The organism is Pseudonocardia parietis (assembly GCF_017876315.1).
Lineage (GTDB): Bacteria > Actinomycetota > Actinomycetes > Mycobacteriales > Pseudonocardiaceae > Pseudonocardia > Pseudonocardia parietis.
In genome coordinates, this window is record NZ_JAGINU010000001.1 from 5,249,810 (window position 1) to 5,267,213 (window position 17,404).

General features: G+C 73.5%; 14 protein-coding genes. 4 read left to right on the forward strand and 10 right to left on the reverse strand.

Annotated features, from left to right (window positions below; all coding sequences use genetic code 11):
* Nucleotides 1–25 precede the first annotated feature (25 nt).
* Genes nadC through nadA form a run of 3 tightly spaced genes read right to left on the reverse strand, consistent with a single transcriptional unit; the run spans nucleotide 26 to nucleotide 3,566 of the window.
* Complete coding sequence (gene nadC / locus JOF36_RS24635; RefSeq protein ID WP_210031197.1) at nucleotides 26–985, reverse strand: carboxylating nicotinate-nucleotide diphosphorylase; 960 nt, start codon at nucleotides 983–985, stop codon at nucleotides 26–28.
* Entirely contained in the window at nucleotides 982–2,571 is a 1,590-nt protein-coding gene (locus tag JOF36_RS24640) for an L-aspartate oxidase (protein ID WP_210031199.1), read from the reverse strand. Before JOF36_RS24640 ends, nadC begins: the two co-directional genes overlap by 4 nt.
* The gene (nadA, locus tag JOF36_RS24645) at nucleotides 2,568–3,566 is read right to left on the reverse strand and encodes a quinolinate synthase NadA (RefSeq protein WP_210031201.1); all 999 of its coding nucleotides are present in this window, start codon (nucleotides 3,564–3,566) and stop codon (nucleotides 2,568–2,570) included. The genes JOF36_RS24640 and nadA overlap by 4 nt, the downstream gene beginning before the upstream one ends.
* Before the next feature lie 167 nt (nucleotides 3,567–3,733).
* Between nadA and JOF36_RS24650 the strand changes: the two genes are divergently transcribed.
* Together JOF36_RS24650 and JOF36_RS24655 are read left to right on the forward strand one after the other, a co-directional pair.
* Nucleotides 3,734–4,459: an NUDIX hydrolase gene (locus tag JOF36_RS24650; RefSeq protein ID WP_307862575.1), complete on the forward strand. Its 726-nt coding sequence runs from the start codon at nucleotides 3,734–3,736 to the stop codon at nucleotides 4,457–4,459.
* Between the two features lie 4 nt (nucleotides 4,460–4,463).
* A complete protein-coding gene (locus JOF36_RS24655) occupies nucleotides 4,464–5,147 on the forward strand; it encodes an LON peptidase substrate-binding domain-containing protein (protein WP_210031203.1) in 684 nt (227 codons plus the stop codon).
* Here the strand turns inward: JOF36_RS24655 and JOF36_RS24660 are convergent.
* The 3 genes from JOF36_RS24660 to JOF36_RS24670 all read right to left on the reverse strand — a co-directional run bounded on the left by JOF36_RS24660 (nucleotide 5,144) and on the right by JOF36_RS24670 (nucleotide 8,984).
* A complete protein-coding gene (locus tag JOF36_RS24660; protein ID WP_210031206.1) occupies nucleotides 5,144–6,781 on the reverse strand; it encodes an ABC-F family ATP-binding cassette domain-containing protein in 1,638 nt (545 codons plus the stop codon). The two genes, JOF36_RS24655 and JOF36_RS24660, sit on opposite strands and share 4 nt — an antisense overlap.
* A gap of 131 nt (nucleotides 6,782–6,912) precedes the next feature.
* Nucleotides 6,913–8,160, reverse strand: coding sequence for an MFS transporter (locus JOF36_RS24665; RefSeq protein WP_210031208.1), 1,248 nt, complete (start codon nucleotides 8,158–8,160; stop codon nucleotides 6,913–6,915).
* Between the two features lie 248 nt (nucleotides 8,161–8,408).
* Nucleotides 8,409–8,984: a type II toxin-antitoxin system PemK/MazF family toxin gene (locus JOF36_RS24670; RefSeq protein WP_307862576.1), complete on the reverse strand. Its 576-nt coding sequence runs from the start codon at nucleotides 8,982–8,984 to the stop codon at nucleotides 8,409–8,411.
* A gap of 73 nt (nucleotides 8,985–9,057) precedes the next feature.
* Here JOF36_RS24670 and JOF36_RS24675 point away from each other — a divergent pair, with 73 nt between their 5' ends.
* The gene (locus JOF36_RS24675; RefSeq protein ID WP_210031209.1) at nucleotides 9,058–9,393 is read left to right on the forward strand and encodes a cupin domain-containing protein; all 336 of its coding nucleotides are present in this window, start codon (nucleotides 9,058–9,060) and stop codon (nucleotides 9,391–9,393) included.
* Between the two features lie 105 nt (nucleotides 9,394–9,498).
* On the opposite strand, the gene trxA is transcribed toward JOF36_RS24675, so the two are convergent.
* Nucleotides 9,499–9,885: a thioredoxin gene (trxA, locus tag JOF36_RS24680; RefSeq protein ID WP_210031210.1), complete on the reverse strand. Its 387-nt coding sequence runs from the start codon at nucleotides 9,883–9,885 to the stop codon at nucleotides 9,499–9,501.
* A 64-nt stretch (nucleotides 9,886–9,949) separates the two neighbouring features.
* Nucleotides 9,950–11,506, reverse strand: a complete 1,557-nt coding sequence (locus tag JOF36_RS24685) for a SulP family inorganic anion transporter (protein WP_307862577.1) — start codon at nucleotides 11,504–11,506, stop codon at nucleotides 9,950–9,952.
* A 322-nt stretch (nucleotides 11,507–11,828) separates the two neighbouring features.
* Between JOF36_RS24685 and JOF36_RS24690 the strand changes: the two genes are divergently transcribed.
* Complete coding sequence (locus tag JOF36_RS24690; RefSeq protein ID WP_210031211.1) at nucleotides 11,829–12,725, forward strand: PaaX family transcriptional regulator; 897 nt, start codon at nucleotides 11,829–11,831, stop codon at nucleotides 12,723–12,725.
* A gap of 28 nt (nucleotides 12,726–12,753) precedes the next feature.
* On the opposite strand, the gene JOF36_RS24695 is transcribed toward JOF36_RS24690, so the two are convergent.
* A complete protein-coding gene (locus JOF36_RS24695; RefSeq protein ID WP_210031212.1) occupies nucleotides 12,754–13,578 on the reverse strand; it encodes an enoyl-CoA hydratase/isomerase family protein in 825 nt (274 codons plus the stop codon).
* Nucleotides 13,579–13,663: 85 nt separating this feature from the next.
* Nucleotides 13,664–17,203, reverse strand: a complete 3,540-nt coding sequence (gene dnaE / locus JOF36_RS24700; protein WP_210036214.1) for a DNA polymerase III subunit alpha — start codon at nucleotides 17,201–17,203, stop codon at nucleotides 13,664–13,666.
* Between the last annotated feature and the right edge of the window lie 201 nt (nucleotides 17,204–17,404).

Here is a 17,404-nt window from a genome sequence, read left to right on the forward strand (position 1 = left end):
GCGCTGTTGTGCCCCTCGTGCGCGTTCAGCTCAGGTCGAGCCCCAGGTCCAGCGCGGTGACCGAGTGGGTCAGACCGCCGACGGCGAGGAAGTCGACACCGGTCGCGGCGTAGGCGCGGGCGTTCACCAGGGCGAGGCCGCCGGAGGACTCCAGCAGCGTCCGGTGACCGCTCGACGCGACGACCGCGTCCCGGCGGCGGACGGCTTCGGCGGTCCCGGCGACGGTGAAGTTGTCCAGCAGCACCAGCTCCGCGGCCAGGTCGAGGACCTCGTCGAGCTGGTCGAGCGAGTCGACCTCCACCTCGCACGGCAGGTCCGGCGCGGCGGCGCGGGCGGCGGCGAGCGCCGCCGACACCGACCCGGCCGCGGCGACGTGGTTGTCCTTGATCAGTACGGCGTCGCCGAGGCCGAGGCGGTGGTTCGTCCCGCCGCCGCAGCGGACGGCGTACTTCTCCAGCAGCCGCAGGCCCGGCAGCGTCTTGCGGGTGTCCCGGATGCGCGCACCGGTCCCGTCCACGGCGTCGACCCAGGCCCGGGTCGCGGTCGCGATCCCGGACAGGTGGCACAGCAGGTTCAGCGCCGTGCGCTCGGCGGTCAGCAGCCCCCGGACGGGTGCGCGCACCACGAGGGCCGGCTCGCCTGCGGTGAGCCGGTCGCCGTCGGAGCGTGCCGACAGCACCTCGTAACCGGCCGCCGCAGAGCTCCCGCCGGGTCCGCCCGTACCGGACGAGCCGGCATCGCGGACGCCGAGCACCACGTCGAGGACGGCGAGCGCCGCGGGCAGCCCGGCGAGCACCCCGTCCGCCCGCGGAGTGAAGGCCGCGACGGCGACGGCGTCGGCGGGCACGGTGGCCGCGGTCGTCGCGTCCGGGCCGTAGCGCAGGTCCTCCTCCAGCGCTGTGCGGACCACCCGGGCCAGGTCGTCCGGGTCCGGCACACCGATCTCGCGGGCCCCGCCGACACCGGCCGCGACGGCGCCGGTCATGCCGCACCCACCAGGGCATCGGCGACGACCACCGGTCGCCCGGACGCGTCCATGCGCACCGGTAGCGACGCCCGCTGGTGCACGTCGTCGCGCTCCGGGAAGTCGGTGCGCACGTGACAGCCGCGGGTCTCCCGCCGGGTCCCGGCGGCGGCCAGCACCGCCTGGGCGAGCAGGGTCAGCGCGGCGTCCTCCACCCCGGTCCGGTCGAGGGGCACCGCGGTCACGGTGGCGGCCTCGACGGCGTCCGAGGCACTCGCCAGGCCGGTCGCGTCCCGGCCGATACCGGCGTAGCGGGTCATCGCCCGCTGCACCACCGAGCGGTCGGCGACCGGCAGCGCCGGCGCGGGCTCCGCAGCCCTCCCGACGATGCCCGGCCCGGCGAACGCCCGGTCGGCGAGCACCGCGCGGACCGCGCGCTCCCCCGCGACCAGACCCTCGAGCAGGGAGTTCGACGCGAGCCGGTTCGCACCGTGCAGCCCGGTCCGCGCGACCTCGCCCGCCGCGTAGAGCCCGGGGACGCCGGTGCGGGCGTCGACGTCGGCGACGATCCCCCCGCACGCGTAGTGCGCCGCCGGGGTCACCGGGATCGGGTCCGTCGCCGGGTCGATCCCGGCCGCGCGGCACGACGCGTACACGGTCGGGAACCGGGCGGCGAACCCGTCGAGCCCGGTCGCGTCGAGGTGGACGCAGTCGGCACCGGTCTCGGCCATCCGCCGGGTGATCGCGGCGGCGACCACGTCCCGCGGCGCGAGATCGGCGCGCGGGTGCACCCCGGCCATGAACGCCACTCCGGTCCGATCGCGCAGGACCGCGCCCTCACCGCGGACGGCCTCGGTCACCAGCGGGCGGCGCCCCTGGGCGGGCCCGGTGTACAGCACGGTCGGGTGGAACTGCACGAACTCCAGGTCCGACGCGGTCGCCCCGGCCCGCAGTGCGAGCGCGACACCGTCACCGGTCGCCGTCGGCGGGTTGGTCGTGGAGGCGTAGAGCCCGCCGTACCCACCGGTGGCGAGCAGGACCGCGGGCGCGTGCAGCACACCGGGCCGGCCTTCGGCGTCGAGCACGGACAGTCCGGTGACCCGGCCGGTGACGTCGCGCAGCGCGTCCACCGCGACGTGCCCGTCGAGCACGGTGAGCTGTGCCGAGCGGGCCGCCGCGACCAGGGCGCGCTCGATCTCCGCGCCGGTCGCGTCGCCGCCGGCGTGCACCACCCGGAACGCCGAGTGGCCGCCCTCCCGGGTGCGGTCGAGCCGCGCGTCGCGCCCGTCGAACAGGGCGCCGCGCTCCCGCAGCCTGCGCAGCGCGCCCGGCCCGCCACGGACGACCGTGCCGACCGCGACCGGGTCGCTCAGCCCACCCCCGGCAGCCAGGGTGTCCGCGACGTGCGAGTCGAGACTGTCCCCGGCGATGTCACCGAGCACCACCGCGATCCCGCCCTGGGCCCAGCGGGTGGAGCCCTCGCCGATCCCGTCCTTGGTGACGACGACCGTCCGCAGCCCGGCCGCGACCGCGTCCAGCGCGGCGCTCAGCCCGGCCACCCCGGACCCGACGACGACCAGGTCGGCTCGCGCGTCCCAGCCGGTCACTCGCCGCCGCCCGAGCTACCGATCTCGATCATCCGCTGCACCGCGACGCGACCACGGGCGGCCAGCTCGGGGTCCACGTGCACCTCGTCGGTGCCGTCGCGCACCGACCGCAGCAGTGCCTCCGGGGTGATCATCTTCATGTAGGTGCAGGACGCCCGCTCGTTCACCGCCCGGAAGTCGATCTCCGGGGCGGCCCGGCGGAGCTGGTGCAGCATCCCGACCTCAGTCGCGACCAGCACCTCCTTCGCGCCGGTGGCGCGGGCCGCCTCGATCATCCCGCCGGTCGAGAGGATCTTGACCTGCTCCTCGGGGACCGCGCCCGTCCCGGCCAGGTAGAGCGCCGACGTCGCGCAGCCGCACTCCGGGTGCACGAACAGGTCGGCCTCCGGGTGCGCCCGGGCCTGGTCGGCGAGCTGGCGGCCGTTGATCCCGGCGTGCACGTGGCACTCCCCGGCCCAGACGTGCATGTCCTCCCGATCGAGCACCCGGCGGACGTGCGCGCCGAGGAACTGGTCGGGCAGGAACAGCACCTCCCGCTCGCGCGGGATCGAGGCGACCACCTCGACCGCGTTGGACGAGGTGCAGCAGACGTCGGTCTCGGCCTTCACCGCGGCGGTGGTGTTGACGTAGGAGACGACGGCCGCGCCGGGGTGCTCGGCCTTCCACTCCCGCAGCTGGTCGGCGGTGATGGAGTCGGCGAGCGAGCAGCCCGCCCGGGCGTCCGGGATCAGCACCGTCTTGCCCGGGCTGAGGATCTTCGCGGTCTCGGCCATGAAGTGCACGCCGCAGAACACGATCGTCGATGCGTCGGCCTCGGCCGCGATCCGGGACAGCGCCAGCGAGTCGCCGACGTGGTCGGCGACGTCCTGGATCTCGGGGAGCTGGTAGTTGTGCGCCAGCAGGACCGCGTCGCGCCTGCGCGCCAGCGCGCGCACCTCGTCGGCCCAGCCGGGGTCGACCGCGGTCGACCCGGGTGCCGTGAGCGTCGGGACCATCTCGCCCTCCCGGGCAGTCTCAGGTTTTCGCCTAGTGAGCGGAAACTGGCGGGATGGTAGCACCGGGGACCCGTCGCCGACACCTCCGTGGTGACCGGGACCTCACCTGAAGGACACCCGGACGTCACCCGACGGTGCGGTGCGCTCGTACTCCTAGGCTGGCCGCCGTGACGTCGCCACCGGTCCTGCACGAGGTGCTCGCCGCCGTGCTCGGCATCCGGGACGGGCGGCTGAAGGTGCTGCTGTGGGAGCGCGCGCTCGAGCCGGACACCGGCCGGTGGGCGCTGCCCGGCGGACGGCTGGCCGCCGACGAGGACGTCGAGACCTCGGTGCGGCGCCAGCTCGCCGAGAAGGTCGACGTCCGCGAGGTCGCGCACGTCGAGCAGCTGTCGGTGTTCTCCGAGCCACACCGCACACCGGGGCCGCGGACGATCGCGACGGCGTTCGTCGGGCTCGTGCCGTCCGACGCCGACCCGGAGCTGCCCCCCGACACCGCGTGGCACCCGGTCGACGCGCTGCCACCGACCGCGTTCGACCACGCGGGCATCGTCGGCTCGGCGCGGGACCGGCTGCAGGCCAAGCTCTCCTACACCAACCTCGGGTTCGCGCTCGCCCCGGCGGAGTTCACCATCTCGGCGCTGCGCGAGCACTACGTCGCCGCGCTCGGCCACGAGGTCTCGGCCACCAACCTGCAGCGCGTGCTCACCCGCCGCGACCTCCTCGCGCCGACCGGGGAGACCGCCCCGCCCGGTCGGGCCGGCGGACGCCCCGCCGCGCTGTTCCGGTTCACCGACCGCACGCTGCGCGTGACGGACGCGTTCGCGGTGCTCCGCCCGCCGGCCCGGGCCTCCCGGCCACTCCCGGGCAGCCCCGCCGGGGGCGTACTACCGTGAACCGGTGCCCGCCACCCTGCCGCTGTTCCCACTGGGAACGGTGCTCATGCCGGGCGCGCCGCTCCCGTTGCACATCTTCGAGCCGCGCTACCGGCAGCTCACCGTCGATCTCATCACCGGCGAGGTACCGGACAAGGAGTTCGGCGTCGTCGCGGTACGCGAGGGGCACTCGCCGGACCGGTCCGGATCGGCGGGCATGCACGCCGTCGGCTGCACGGCCGTCCTGCTCGACGCCCGGCGGCTGCCGGACGGCCGCTACGACGTCGTCACCCGCGGGGCGCGGCGCTTCCGGATCCTCGACCTCGACACCACGTCCCGGCAGTACCTGAGCGGGACCGTCGAGTTCCTGCCCGACTCCCCCGCGGGCGACGCCGAGGACCCGCGCCTGGTCACGATGCTGGAGCAGGCGGCCCGGGCGGCACACCGCGAGTACTGCCGCACCGCCTGGCGTTCCGGGGACTGGTCCGAGCCCGGCGAGGACACCCCCGTCGCCGAGCTCCCGCACCTGCTCGCCGGGGACTGCCTGATGCCGCTGACCGACCGCCAGCGGCTGCTGGAGCTCACCGACCCGGTGCAGCGGCTGCGCGAGGTGCGACGGCTGATGGCCCGCGAGACCGGCCTGCTCGGACGGCTGCGAGCGGTGCCGGCGCCCCAGGGCACGTTCCCGGACGAGCACAGCCTGAACTAGAGAGTGATCTCCGGCCCGGCCCAGCGGCGGCGCAGCCAGCGGTCGTGCGAGGTGACGACCACGGTGCCGGGCGCCGACCCGAGGGCCTCCTCCAGCTCGCCGGCCAGGCGCAGCGACACGTGGTTGGTCGGCTCGTCGAGCAGCAGCAGGTCCGGCGCGTCCGCGATGGCGACGGCGAGCGCGAGCCGGCGCCGCTGCCCGAGCGAGAGCTCCCCGACCGCCGTGCCGTGCTCGCGCGGGTGCAGCAGCCCGAGCTCGCCCAACGGCACCCGCTCGGCGAGGTCGGGGCCGAGCCGGGCCGCGTACGCCGCGCGGGCGGTGCGCCCGGGCGGGCCGACGTCCGGGTCCTGGGCGAGCAGCCCGACCCGCCTCGCCCGGACGTCCACGCTGCCGGCGGTCGCGGCGAGATCGCCGTGCAGCACGGCGAGCAACGTCGACTTCCCGGACCCGTTCGGGCCGGTGACCAGCAGCGTCTCCCCCACCGGCAGGTCGAGACGGTCGAGCCGCAGCCGGCCGTGTACCCGCAGGTCCCGGACCGCCACCGCGAGACCGTCACCGGCGTCGGCCCCGGTGAGCCGGCCGGCGAACCGCAGCGGCCGCGGCGGCTTCGGCAGCGCCTCGCGCTCCGCGACCTCCAGGCGCCGGTGGGCGTCGTTGACCCGCCGCGCCCGGGTGCGCTCGACGCCGGCGCCCTTGAACTTGACGATGAACTTGTCGTTGTCGCGCGGGCCGCGGCCGGGAGCGATCGCGGACGTGCCGATGCGGGTCCGTTCGCGCAACCGGTCGATCTCCTCCTGCTGGGCGGCGAACTGCTCCTCCCAGCGACGGCGGCTCGCGGCCTGCGCGTCGAGGTAGTCGGTGAACGACCCGCCGAACCGGCGACCGCCGTTACCGTCGGTGCCGAGCGCGCCGGCGTCGAGGTCGAGCAGCTCGGTGCACACCCGGTCCAGGAACGTGCGGTCGTGGCTCGCCGCGACGACGACGCCGGGCAGCTCGACCAGCGAGCGTTCCAGCAGGTCCAGCGCCGCGTCGTCGAGATGGTTGGTCGGCTCGTCGAGCAGCAGGACCGCCGGGCGGCGGACGAGTGCCGCCGCCAGCGCGAGCCGGGTGCGCTGCCCGCCGGACAGCGTCGCGACCGGGCGGTCCCGGTCCAGGTCGGCGACACCGAGGGTGCCTGCGGTGACCTCGGCGCGGCGGTCGGCGTCCCACGCGTCGTGCGCGACCGCCCGGGCGAGGGCCCGGTCGTACGCGGAGTCGTACCCTGCACCGGCGTCCGGGTCGGCCCCGAGCGCCGTGGCGAGCCGTTCCACCTCGGCGACGGCGTCGTGCAGCGGGCGCAGTGCCCCGTCGAGCAGCTCGCCGACGGTGCCGTGCTCACCGACCTCCGGCTCCTGCGGCAGATACACCAGGTCGGCCGGCACGCTCAGGGTGCCCGAATCCGGGGTGTCGACGCCGGCGAGCAGCCGTAGCAGCGTCGACTTGCCGGTGCCGTTCTCGCCGATCAACCCGAGCCGGGCGCCGGGCGTGACGGTCAGGTCGATGCCGTCGAGCACCGGCGGGCGGCCGGCGCGGGTGGCGTAGGAACGGACCAGGCCGTGCGCGGTGAGGGCATGCAGACCAGTGGCGAGTGACACGACGACGTCTCCGGAGAACGGAGGGAGACCGCGGGGGCAGGTGCCGCGTCCGCAGTCGGTGGTGTCGTCAGAGCCTCATGATGATCACGAGGATAGACCGGCCGCCGCCGTTCGCGCCAGCCGGTTTCCGGTCAGACGGCGGCGGCCGGGACCGCCGGTACCCGCCTGAACCGCGGGTGCAGCAGCACGAACGCCGTCACCACGGCCATCACGACCGCGCCGACGACGACCGGGAGCGGCGCCCACACGCCGTACAGCGCGGTGCCGGCGGTCGGGGCGATCACGAACGTCAGCCCGCTGGTCGCGGCGATCAGCCCGGCGAGCCCGCCCTGCTCGTCCCGCTCGACCAGCAGCGTCGGCCCCGCGGTGTAGCCGGGCATCGCGATGCCGAGGCCGAGCCCGATGAGCAGGATCGCGACGAACATCGGCACCGCGCCGGCATCCGGCACGAGCAGCACGAACCCGGCCACCGCGACGGTGCAGCCCACCCGCAGCAGCGTCGGGATCGTCCACCTGCTGCGGGGCACGACGACACCCTGTGCCACGACCATGCCCAGGCCGGCGGCCAGCATCGCGCCGCCGGTGACCAGGCCGGTGGTCTCGGCGTCGAGGCCGAACCGGTCCTGGACGAGGAACCCGGTGATGACCTGGATGAAGCCCAGCGCGGTGAACATGCCGAACCCGGCCAGCAGGAACGGCCACACCCGCGGATCGGTGGGGCGGACCCGCGCCGGCCGCTCGATCAGCTCGACCCGGGTCTCGCGGCGCAGCCGGAACACCACCAGCACGAGCCCCAGCGCGAGCAGCACCGGGACCGCGATCAGCGGGGTGATCAGCCCGAACACCGAGAGCACGCCGCCGACGACGGAGCCGGCGATCATCGCGATGCCCTGCACCGCGCCCACCCCGGCCATGCCCTTCACCCGCGTCCGTTCGTCGGGTGTGACGTCGGCGATGTAGGCCTGGGCGGTGGGCGGCACCGCGGCGATCGCGATGCCGAATCCGAGCCCGCGCAGCAGGACGAACAGCGCGAACAGCACCGCGGGCGCGAGCACCCCGGCCATCCCCAGCCCGGCCACCAGCGCGAACAGCGCCATGGCGACGACCCCGACCAGGAGCGCGGCGACGAGCACCGGCTTGCGCCCCCACGACTGCGAACGGCGGCCCCAGAACTGGCTGGTGAGGACGACCACGATCGCCGCTGTGCTGATCGTGGCGCCGACCTGCCACTCGGCCAGGTCGACCTCGCGGGAGAGCGGGGCGATGATCGGGTTGAGCGTCATCTGCCCGAGGAACACCAGGAACACGGCACCGAGCAGCAGCCGGACCTGGGGAGCAGGAGCGACGCCGTCCGGCGCGGCGGCGGATCGTACGGTCACGGGTGGGCCCTTCGGGTGCGATGGGGGCGGTGGGTGGCGGCGCGCTCGGGGACGCGGGTCACCTCGTCGACCGCGCCCGGGTACCGCTCCCCACACCCCGCCACGACGCGACCGCCCACCGCTGGAGCAGCGGCTTCCAGGGGCCGTCCAGGTCCGGCCACTCGGTACGGCGCAGCCCCCGCCGGCCTCTCGATGGCGAGGTGAGGCTCACCTCAGCAGAGTACGAGAGTGAGCCCTCGAAAACCAGGTCAGCGCCAGCCGTACCGGGACCGCAGCTGCTCGGCAACCCGATCGAAGCGGTTCCGGTCCAGCACAGCGCCCTCGCGGCGGATGCCGTGCTCGTCGACCTCGAGCACCCGGTCCAGCCGGATGTAGGAGTCGCGCCCCTCCCGGTCCCACGCCCCGGAGCCGATACCGACCCAGTCCGGGTCACCGGACCGCCGGTCCTGGCTGGACAGCATCAGGCCGAGCAGCTCGCCGCCGGAACGCCCGACGACCAGCAGCGGGCGGTCCTTGCCCTGGCCCGCGTCCTCCTCGTAGGGCACCCAGGTCCAGACGATCTCGCCCGGGTCCGCGGCACCGTCCGGCTCCGGCGCGTAGACGATCTCCCGGGCACGGTCGCCGGTGGGTGCGGTGCGCACGTGTGCGGCGGTGCCCGTCGCCCCCGGCCGCGTCCCGGCCGGACCCGGCTGCTTCTGCTTCTGCGAGTCCTTCAGCAGCTGCACCGCCATGTCGGCGGCCTTGCGCAGGACCGATCCCCAGTTGATCGCCATGGCGGTCAGCCTGCCGCACCCGCGCCCGGCGGCGTGCGCCAGGGCGGGCACGCGACCGCACCGGTGCGCGCGGGGCCCCGAACTGGGATCCTGATCGGACAGGTCCGATCGAGGAGGAGACACCGTGGAGATCGTGTCGTTGACCGCGGAGGCCGACCGTCAGCTCGTGCTCGCCCGCGAGGCGCGCAGCGGCCGCGCCGCACACACCGTCCGCGGCGCACACGACCTCGTGCTGCGCCAGACGCTCATCGCGCTGGCCGCCGGACGCGAGCTCGCCGAGCACGACAGCCCCGGGGAGGCGACCCTGCAGGTGCTGCGCGGCCGGGTCCGGCTGGTCGCGGGCGACGACACGGTCGAGGGCAGCGCCGGCGACCTGCTGACGATCCCGCCCCGGCGGCACGCACTGCTCGCCCTCGACGACGCGGCCGTGCTGCTCACCGTCGCCGACGAGCTGTCCTGAGCGCTGTCCTGAGCGCGGCCCCCGCACCCCGGACCGCCCCGCGCACGAACCGGCCCCGCACGCCGTGGGCGTACGGGGCCGGTGGTGGTCGCGGGGACAGGCGGGTCAGGCCTGCTCGCCCTCCTCCTGCTTCTCCTGCTCGGCGACGGCGGCCTTCACCTCGTCCATGTCGACGGACTTGACCTGGCCGATCAGGTCCTCCAGGGCTTCGGCGGGCAGCGCGCCGGGCTCGGAGTAGAGGACGACACCGTCACGGACGGCCATGACGGTCGGGATCGAGGAGATCCCGAACGCCCCGGCCAGGTCCTGCTGCGCCTCGGTGTCGACCTTGCCGAAGGTCACGTCCTGGTGCTGCTCGGACGCCGCGTCGTAGACGGGCGCGAACTGCTTGCACGGCCCGCACCAGGACGCCCAGAAGTCGATCAGGACGGTCGCCCCGGGCGAGCCCACGACGTCGTTGAAGTTGTCGGTGGTCAGTTCCACGGTGGCCATAAGGGGGGCAACGAGCCGGGTCCGGGCGTTGTTCCCGGGGCGTGTGGCCCGATCGGGCGAGGCCTCACACCGCCGCATCCGACGCCCGGCCGCGATGCGGCTCGATCACGTGGACGGCGCCGCCGGTGCCCTCGTGCCGCGCCTTCCAGGCCTGCAGGTGGTCGTGGGCGGCGTGGTCGAGGTAGTCGGTGGCCAGCCGCACGGTGACGTCGGTGCCGCGCGGCACCGAGTCCAGCTCGCGCGCCAGGCGCGGGACGGCCAGGAAGCTCACCGAACCCTCGACGACCAGCTCGTAGCCGCCGTCGGCGTCGCACTCCAGGTGCGGGCGGGACCGCACGGCCCGCCACAGCAGCATCAGCCCGGCCAGCACCAGACCGGCCAGCACGCCCTCGAGCAGGTTCAGGACGACCACCCCGGCCAGGGTGACGCCGTAGATGGGCAGCTCACCGTGGGTGCGCGCCGTCCGGATGTCGGCCGGCTTGATCAGTCCGGCGCCCATCACGACCAGCAGCCCGGCCAGCGCTGCCATCGGGATCAGCTCGATGATGCCGACCAGCACGATCGCGAACAGCGCGATCCAGAGACCGTGCAGCACGGCCGAGGCCCGGGTCCGGGCACCGGCGTTCACGTTGGCCGCGGACCGGACGATCACGCCGGTGACCGGCAGGCCGCCGACCATGCCGGAGACGGTGTTCGCGGCACCCTGGCCGAGCAGCTCGCGGTCGGCGTCGGTACGGATACCCGGCTTCATCCGCTCGACCGCGACCGCCGACAGCAGCGACTCGACACTGGCGATCAGGGCGACGGTCAGCATGCCCCCGAGCACGCCCGCCCAGTCCGACTCCGGCAGCAGCGGTGTCGACAGCGCGTCCAGCAGCGAGCCCCCCAGCTCGACCCGGACTACGTCGGTGAAGGGCAGCGCGACGACGGTGGCCAGCACGACGGCGACCAGCGCCGCCGGCACCACGGTGATCCTCGCCGGCAGCCGGTGCCAGCTCAGCATGACACCGACGACCAGGGCGCCGAGCATCAGCGCCGGCCAGGAGACGTCGGCGATCGAGCCGGGCAGCGCGGCCATCGAGGCGACACCGCCGGTCTGGGACTCGCCACCGAGCACCACGTTGATCTGCCCGAGGGCGATGGTGGCACCGATGCCGGCGAGCATGCCGTGCACGACGGCGGGCGGGATCGCCTGCGCGAAGCGGGCGAGCCGGGTGAGGCCGAAGACGATCTGCAGGACGCCGGCGCCCGCGGTGATGAGGCAGGTGGTCTCCCAGCCGAACCGGGCGACCAGCTCGGCGACGACGACGGTGAGCCCGGCCGCCGGTCCGGAGACCTGCAGCGGTGAGCCGCCGAGCAGGCCGGCGACGACGGCACCGACGACGGCGGCGACGAGGCCCGCGAGGATCGGGGCGCCGGAGGCGACGGCGATGCCGAGCGAGAGCGGCACCGCGACCAGGAAGACGACGATCGAGGCCGAGAAGTCGGCCCGTGCGTGCGGGAAGCCCCGGCCCGGCGGGGAGTGCTCGCCCCGGCCGGACTCGGCCGGCGCGTGCTCGTCCTGGGTGGTGCGGACGGGACTGGTGTTGCTGATGTTCTTGGAGTGATGAGACGGATGCACCGGTTCCTCCGTGGTCGGTCCGTGGGGCGCCGAGCCGCGACGGTGCGGCCGGCGGGAGCGGGCCGGCCGGCGCCACCGCGCGCACGAGCCCCGGCCCTTCGTCGGCCCACGGAAACGGACCCCGATGAGAAGCCTTCTCATCGATCCGGCCACGCACGACGAAACAGCCGGTCAGGATCGTTCACCCGCGCGTAACGTGATCGGGAGCACACGAAAGTGCACCCGGTCCGGTTGGCCCGCACCGGCCGCCGCCCGCGCACCGCAGGGTCCGCAGGCGGTCACGGTGGGCCACCGTGGTCCCGGGCTCTACGCTGGCCCGACCATGGCCACCCCGTTCCACGTCCCCGCAGCCGACCCCGACCCGGACACTTCGGACGGCTCCGCACTGCGCCGCCGCGAGCTCGGTCAGGCCTCCGCCCGCTCGCTGCTGCTCACCGTGCTCGGCGAGTTCGTGCTGCCGGCCGGCGAGCCGGTGTGGACGCGGGCGCTGCTGGAGGTGCTCGGCGCGCTCGGAGTGGAGTCCAAGTCGGCGCGCCAGGCACTGGCCCGCACCGCGGCCGAGGGCATGCTGAGCTCCGACCGGGACGGCAGGCGGGTGCGGTGGTCGCTGACCCCGGCCGGGGAGCAGCTGCTGTCCGAGGGCACCGCGCGGATCTACGGGTTCGGGACACCCGCCACCGAGTGGGACGGCCGGTGGCTGGTGCTGCTCGCGAGCGTCCCGGAGTCCCGGCGACGACTGCGGCACCGGCTGCGGACCCGGCTGGCCTGGGCGGGGCTCGGCTCCCCGGCGCCGGGGGTGTGGGTCTCCCCCGACCCGGGCAAGGAACCGCAGGTCGCCGCGGTGCTCGACGAGCTGGACCTGCGCGGGATGAGCAGCTCGTTCGTCGGGCGCTACGGCGGCATCGGGCGCCCGAGCGACGTCGTCGCCCAGGCCTGGGAGCTGGACCGGGTCGAGCAGGCCTACCACGAGTTCCTCGACGAGTTCGGGCCCGAGCTCGACCGTGCCGACACCGGCGACGGCGGCGGTGATGTCCTCGCCAACCAGGTCCGCCTCGTGCACGCCTGGCGGCGGTTCCCGTTCCTGGACCCGGAGCTGCCGACCGAGCTGCTGCCCGAACAGTGGGCCGGCGTCCGGGCCGCGGAGCTGTTCGCCACCCTGCACGCCCGCTGGGACGCGCCCGCCCGCGCCCGCTGGGCCGAGCTCACCGGCGTTCCCTGAGGCTGAGCGGCCGGCGCCCCGGCGACGGTCACCGGCCCTGGTAGGTCGCCTTCCCGGGGCCGTCGGTGAGGAACGAGGACACGGCCCCCCGCAGGTCGTCGGTGCCGAACAGCGCTCCGGAGATCTGCGGCGTCACCGCGTCCGCCGCCCGCACGCCGTCCCGCACCGCGGTGGAGACGATCCGCTTCGTCGCACCGTGCGCGACCGTCGGGCCCTGCGCCAGGCGGTGGGCGAAGGCGCGGGCGGCGTCGGCGAAGCCGTCGTCGGGCAGCACCCGGTTCACCACGCCCCACTCGTGGAGCACCGCGGCCGGATAGCGCTCCCCGGTCAGGACGAGCTCCTTGGCCCGGGCCGGACCGGCCCGCTCGGCGAGGCGCTGCGGACCGCCCATCGACGGCGTGAGCCCGACGACGATCTCGACCAGCCCGAAGGAGGCCTGCTCGGCGGCCAGCAGGAGATCGCAGGCCAGTGCCAGCTCGAAGGCCGCGGTGAGGGTCAGCCCGTGCGCCGCGAAGACGGTCGGGACCGGGAGGTCCTCCAGGGTGTGGGCCACCCGCAGCAGCCGGGACCACAGCGCGGTGCCCTGCCCGACCGGGTCGGGCCCCTCAGCGATATCCCGGAACGCGTGCACGTCGACGCCGCCGGAGACGACCCGGCCCCGTGCCTCGATCAGGACCGCGCGGGCCCGGTCCGGCCGGCCCGGCGCGGTGAGGTCGGCGAGCGTGGCGACCGCCGCCTCGAAACCGGCGAACACGGTGTCGTCGAACAAGTTCAGCGGTGGCCGGTCGAGCACGACGACGGCGACGTCGCCGTCCCGCTCGACGCGGACGGGAGGGTGGTCTGCGGTGGACATGTCGATGCCCCGTTCTCCTCGTGGTCGCGCGGACTTCTCGCGCGGACGACCCGCTCAGCGCAGAGGTTCGTTCCGCAAGCTTCTCTCAGCCCAGGCAGCCCGGGCCGAGCAGTGTCTTCAGGTCGCCCATCAACGCCGATGTGTGCATCACCTTCAGCGAGTCGTCCAGCTTCAGGGCGGTGATCTTGCTGCCGTAGACCAGGGACAGGTGCACCTCGGAGGTGCCCGGGTGGTGGGTCAGCACCTCCTTGAGCTTGGAGACCCGCTCCGGTGTGCACTGGTCGGTACGCAGGCTCACCCGGATCGGCAGCCCGCCCTCCCCCGCGGCGGCCAGCTCGGGCACCGCCAGGTCGTTGGCGATCAGCGAGACGCGGTCGTCGCGCTTGTTCACCCGCGCCTTGACCAGCACGATCGCGTCCTCGGCGACGTCCACCCCGACCACCTGGTACGAGCGCGGGAAGAACAGCACCTCGATGCCACCGGCGAGGTCCTCGATCTGCGCGGACGCCCAGGGCTCACCGTTCTTGTTCACCCGGCGGTTCACGTTCGCGAGGATGCCGCCGACCGTGACCTGCGCGCCCTCGGCGACCGAGCCCTCGACGATGTCGGCGATCGAGGTGTCCGCCTTCGCGGCGAGCGCCTGCTCGAGGCCCTGCAGCGGGTGCCCGGACACGTACAGCCCGAGCATCTCCCGCTCGACGGCGAGCTTGTGCTTGGTGTCCCACTCCTCCTCGGGGACCTTCACGTCAAAGATGCCACCGAGCTCGTCACCGCCGTCGCCGCCCGAGCCGTCCATCGACCCGAACAGGTCGAACTGGCCCATCGACGCGGCCTTCTTCGTGCTCATCACCGCGTCGATCGCGTCGGCATGCACCAGCAGCAGACCCTTGCGGGTGTGGCCCAGCGAGTCGAACGCGCCCGCCTTGATCAGCGACTCGACGACCTTCTTGTTGCAGACCACCGCGTCGACCTTGCGCAGGAAGTCGGAGAAGTCGGCGAAGTTCCCCTTCTCCCGGCGCGCGGCGACGATCGCGTCGACGACGTTGTGCCCGACGTTGCGGATGCCGCCGAGGCCGAACCGGATGTCGGTGCCGACCGGGGCGAAGTTGCGGACCGAGTCGTTGACGTCCGGTGGGAGCACCGTGATGCCCATCCGGCGGCACTCGGCCAGGTAGACCGCGGCCTTGTCCTTGTCGTCGCGGACCGACGTCAGCACCGCGGCCATGTACTCGGCCGGGTAGTTCGCCTTGAGGTACGCCGTCCAGTACGACACCACGCCGTACGCGGCGGAGTGCGCGCGGTTGAACGCGTAGTCGGAGAAGGGGAGCAGGATGTCCCAGAGCGTCTTGACCGCGGCCTCGGAGTAGCCGTTCTCCTTCATCCCGCCGGCGAAGGTGACGTACTCCTTGTCCAGGATCTCCTTCTTCTTCTTGCCCATCGCCCGGCGGAGCAGGTCCGCCTGGCCGAGGGAGTACCCGGCCAGGGCCTGGGCGATCGCCATGACCTGTTCCTGGTAGACGATCAGGCCGAACGTCTCACCCAGCACATCCTTGAGCGGCTCGGCCAGCTCCGGGTGGATCGGCGAGATCTCCTGCCGGCCGTTCTTGCGGTCGGCGTAGTCGTTGTGCGCGTTCGCGCCCATCGGGCCGGGCCGGTAGAGCGCGCCGACCGCGGAGATGTGCTCGAACTCGCTCGGCGCCATCCGGCGCAGCAGGTCCCGCATCGGGCCGCCGTCGAGCTGGAACACCCCGAGCGTGTCCCCGCGGGAGAGCAGCTCGTAGGTGGTGGCGTCGTCCAGCTCGACCTGGTCGAGATCGACCGCGGGCTTGCCGTTGAGGGTGATGTTCTCCAGGGCGTCGTCGAGGATCGTGAGGTTGCGCAGCCCCAGGAAGTCCATCTTGAGCAGACCGATGGTCTCGCAGACGCCCATGTCGAACTGGGTGATGACCGCGCCGTCGGACTCGCGCCGCTGGATCGGGATGACGTCGATCAGGGGCGTCGACGACATGATCACGCCGGCCGCGTGCACACCCCACTGCCGCTTGAGGCCCTCCAGGCCCCGCGCGGTGTCGACGATCTCCTTGACCTGCGGGTCCACCTCGTAGAGCGAGCGAACCTCGGTGGCCTCGGAGTACCGCTTGTGCGACGGGTCGAAGATGCCCGAGAGCGGGATGTCCTTGCCCATGACGGCGGGCGGCATGGCCTTGGAGATCCGGTCGGCGACCGAGTAGCCGGGCTGGCCGTAGAGCACCCGCGCCGAGTCCTTGATCGCGGCCTTCGCCTTGATCGTGGAGTAGGTGATGATCTGGGCGATCCGGTCCTCGCCGTACTTCTCGGTAACGTAGCGGATCATCTCGCCGCGCCGGCGCTCGTCGAAGTCCATGTCGATGTCGGGCATGGACACGCGGTCCGGGTTGAGGAACCGCTCGAAGATCAGCTTGTGCCGGATCGGGTCGAGGTCGGTGATGCCCAGGACGTAGGCGACCAGCGACCCGGCCGCCGAGCCACGGCCGGGGCCGCACCGAATGCCGACCGACTTGGCGTGCCGGATGAGGTCCGCGGTCACCAGGAAGTAGCCGGGGTAGCCCATCTTGATGATGACGCCGACCTCGTAGTTGGCCTGCGTCCGGTACCGCTCGGTGACGCCGTTCGGGAACCGCTGGTGCAGGCCCCGCTCGACCTCCTTGATCAGCCAGGACTCCTCGGTCTCGCCCTCGGGCACCGGGGCCTTGGGCTGCAGGTCCTGCCCGGTGGTGAAGTCGACGTCGACCCGCTCGGCGACGAGCAGGGTGTTGTCGCAGGCCTCCGGGTGGATCGGGTCCCAGAGCGCGCGCATCTCGTTCGCGGACTTGAGGTAGAAGTCCTGCGCGTCGAACTTGAACCGGTTCGGGTCGGCGAGGGTCTTCCCGGTCTGGACGCAGAGCAGCACCTCGTGCGCCTTGGTGTCGTCCGGGTAGGTGTAGTGCAGGTCGTTGGTGGCGAGCCCGGGCAGGTCGAGGCGCTTCTTCAGCGCGAACAGGTCCTCCTGGACCCGCTTCTCGATCTCGATCCCGTGGTCCATCAACTCGCAGAAGAAGTTGTCCTTGCCGAAGATGTCCCGGTAGTCCGACGCGGCCTGGCAGGCGCCCTCGAAGTCGTTCTGCTGGAGCAGGCGGGCGACCTCGCCGGACGGGCAGCCGGTGGTGGCGATGATCCCCTTGCCGTACTGCTCGAGGAGCTCGCGGTCCATCCGGGGCTTGTAGTAGTACCCCTCGAGGCTGGCCAGTGAGGAGAGCCGGAAGAGGTTGTGCATCCCCTCGGTGTTCTCGGCCAGCAACGTCATGTGGGTGTACATGAGGTCGGGGTTGTTCTCGCTGCCGTTGCCGAGCGCGGTGCGCTTGCGCTCGTGCCGCGATCCCGGCGCGAGGTACCCCTCCATGCCGATGATCGGCTTGATGCCCGCCGCCTTCGCCTTGCGCCAGAACTCGAAGGCGCCGTAGACGTTGCCGTGGTCGGTCATCGCGATCGCCGACATCTCGTGCTTGGCGGCCTCGGTGAACAGGTCGTCGAGCCGTGCCGCCCCGTCGAGCATCGAGAACTCGGTATGGGTGTGCAGATGGACGAAGGAGCCTGCCCCGCTGGCCATAGGTGTTCCGTGCTCCTCTCCCGCGCCCTGGGGTGGCGCGGTGCTTCCCCGGTCGTGCAGGTCGTGCAGGTCGTGCAGGTCGTGCAGGTCGTGCAGGTCGTGCAGGTCGTGCTCGCAACGCTCGCCGCGCCCGTGGCGACGCGCGCCGTGGGCGTGCTCACCATCGATCACGGCGGCCGGCCGCGCGCGGGGCCGGCATCC

Excerpts from the sequence above, each read along its gene's own strand:
- nadC (WP_210031197.1), bottom strand. The coding sequence starts at position 985 with ATGACCGGCGCCGTCGCGGCCGGTGTCGGCGGGGCCCGCGAGATCGGT.
- nadA (WP_210031201.1), bottom strand. The coding sequence starts at position 3,566 with ATGGTCCCGACGCTCACGGCACCCGGGTCGACCGCGGTCGACCCCGGC.
- trxA (WP_210031210.1), bottom strand. The coding sequence starts at position 9,885 with ATGGCCACCGTGGAACTGACCACCGACAACTTCAACGACGTCGTGGGC.
- JOF36_RS24690 (WP_210031211.1), top strand. The coding sequence starts at position 11,829 with ATGGCCACCCCGTTCCACGTCCCCGCAGCCGACCCCGACCCGGACACT.
- JOF36_RS24695 (WP_210031212.1), bottom strand. The coding sequence starts at position 13,578 with ATGTCCACCGCAGACCACCCTCCCGTCCGCGTCGAGCGGGACGGCGAC.
- dnaE (WP_210036214.1), bottom strand. The coding sequence starts at position 17,203 with ATGGCCAGCGGGGCAGGCTCCTTCGTCCATCTGCACACCCATACCGAG.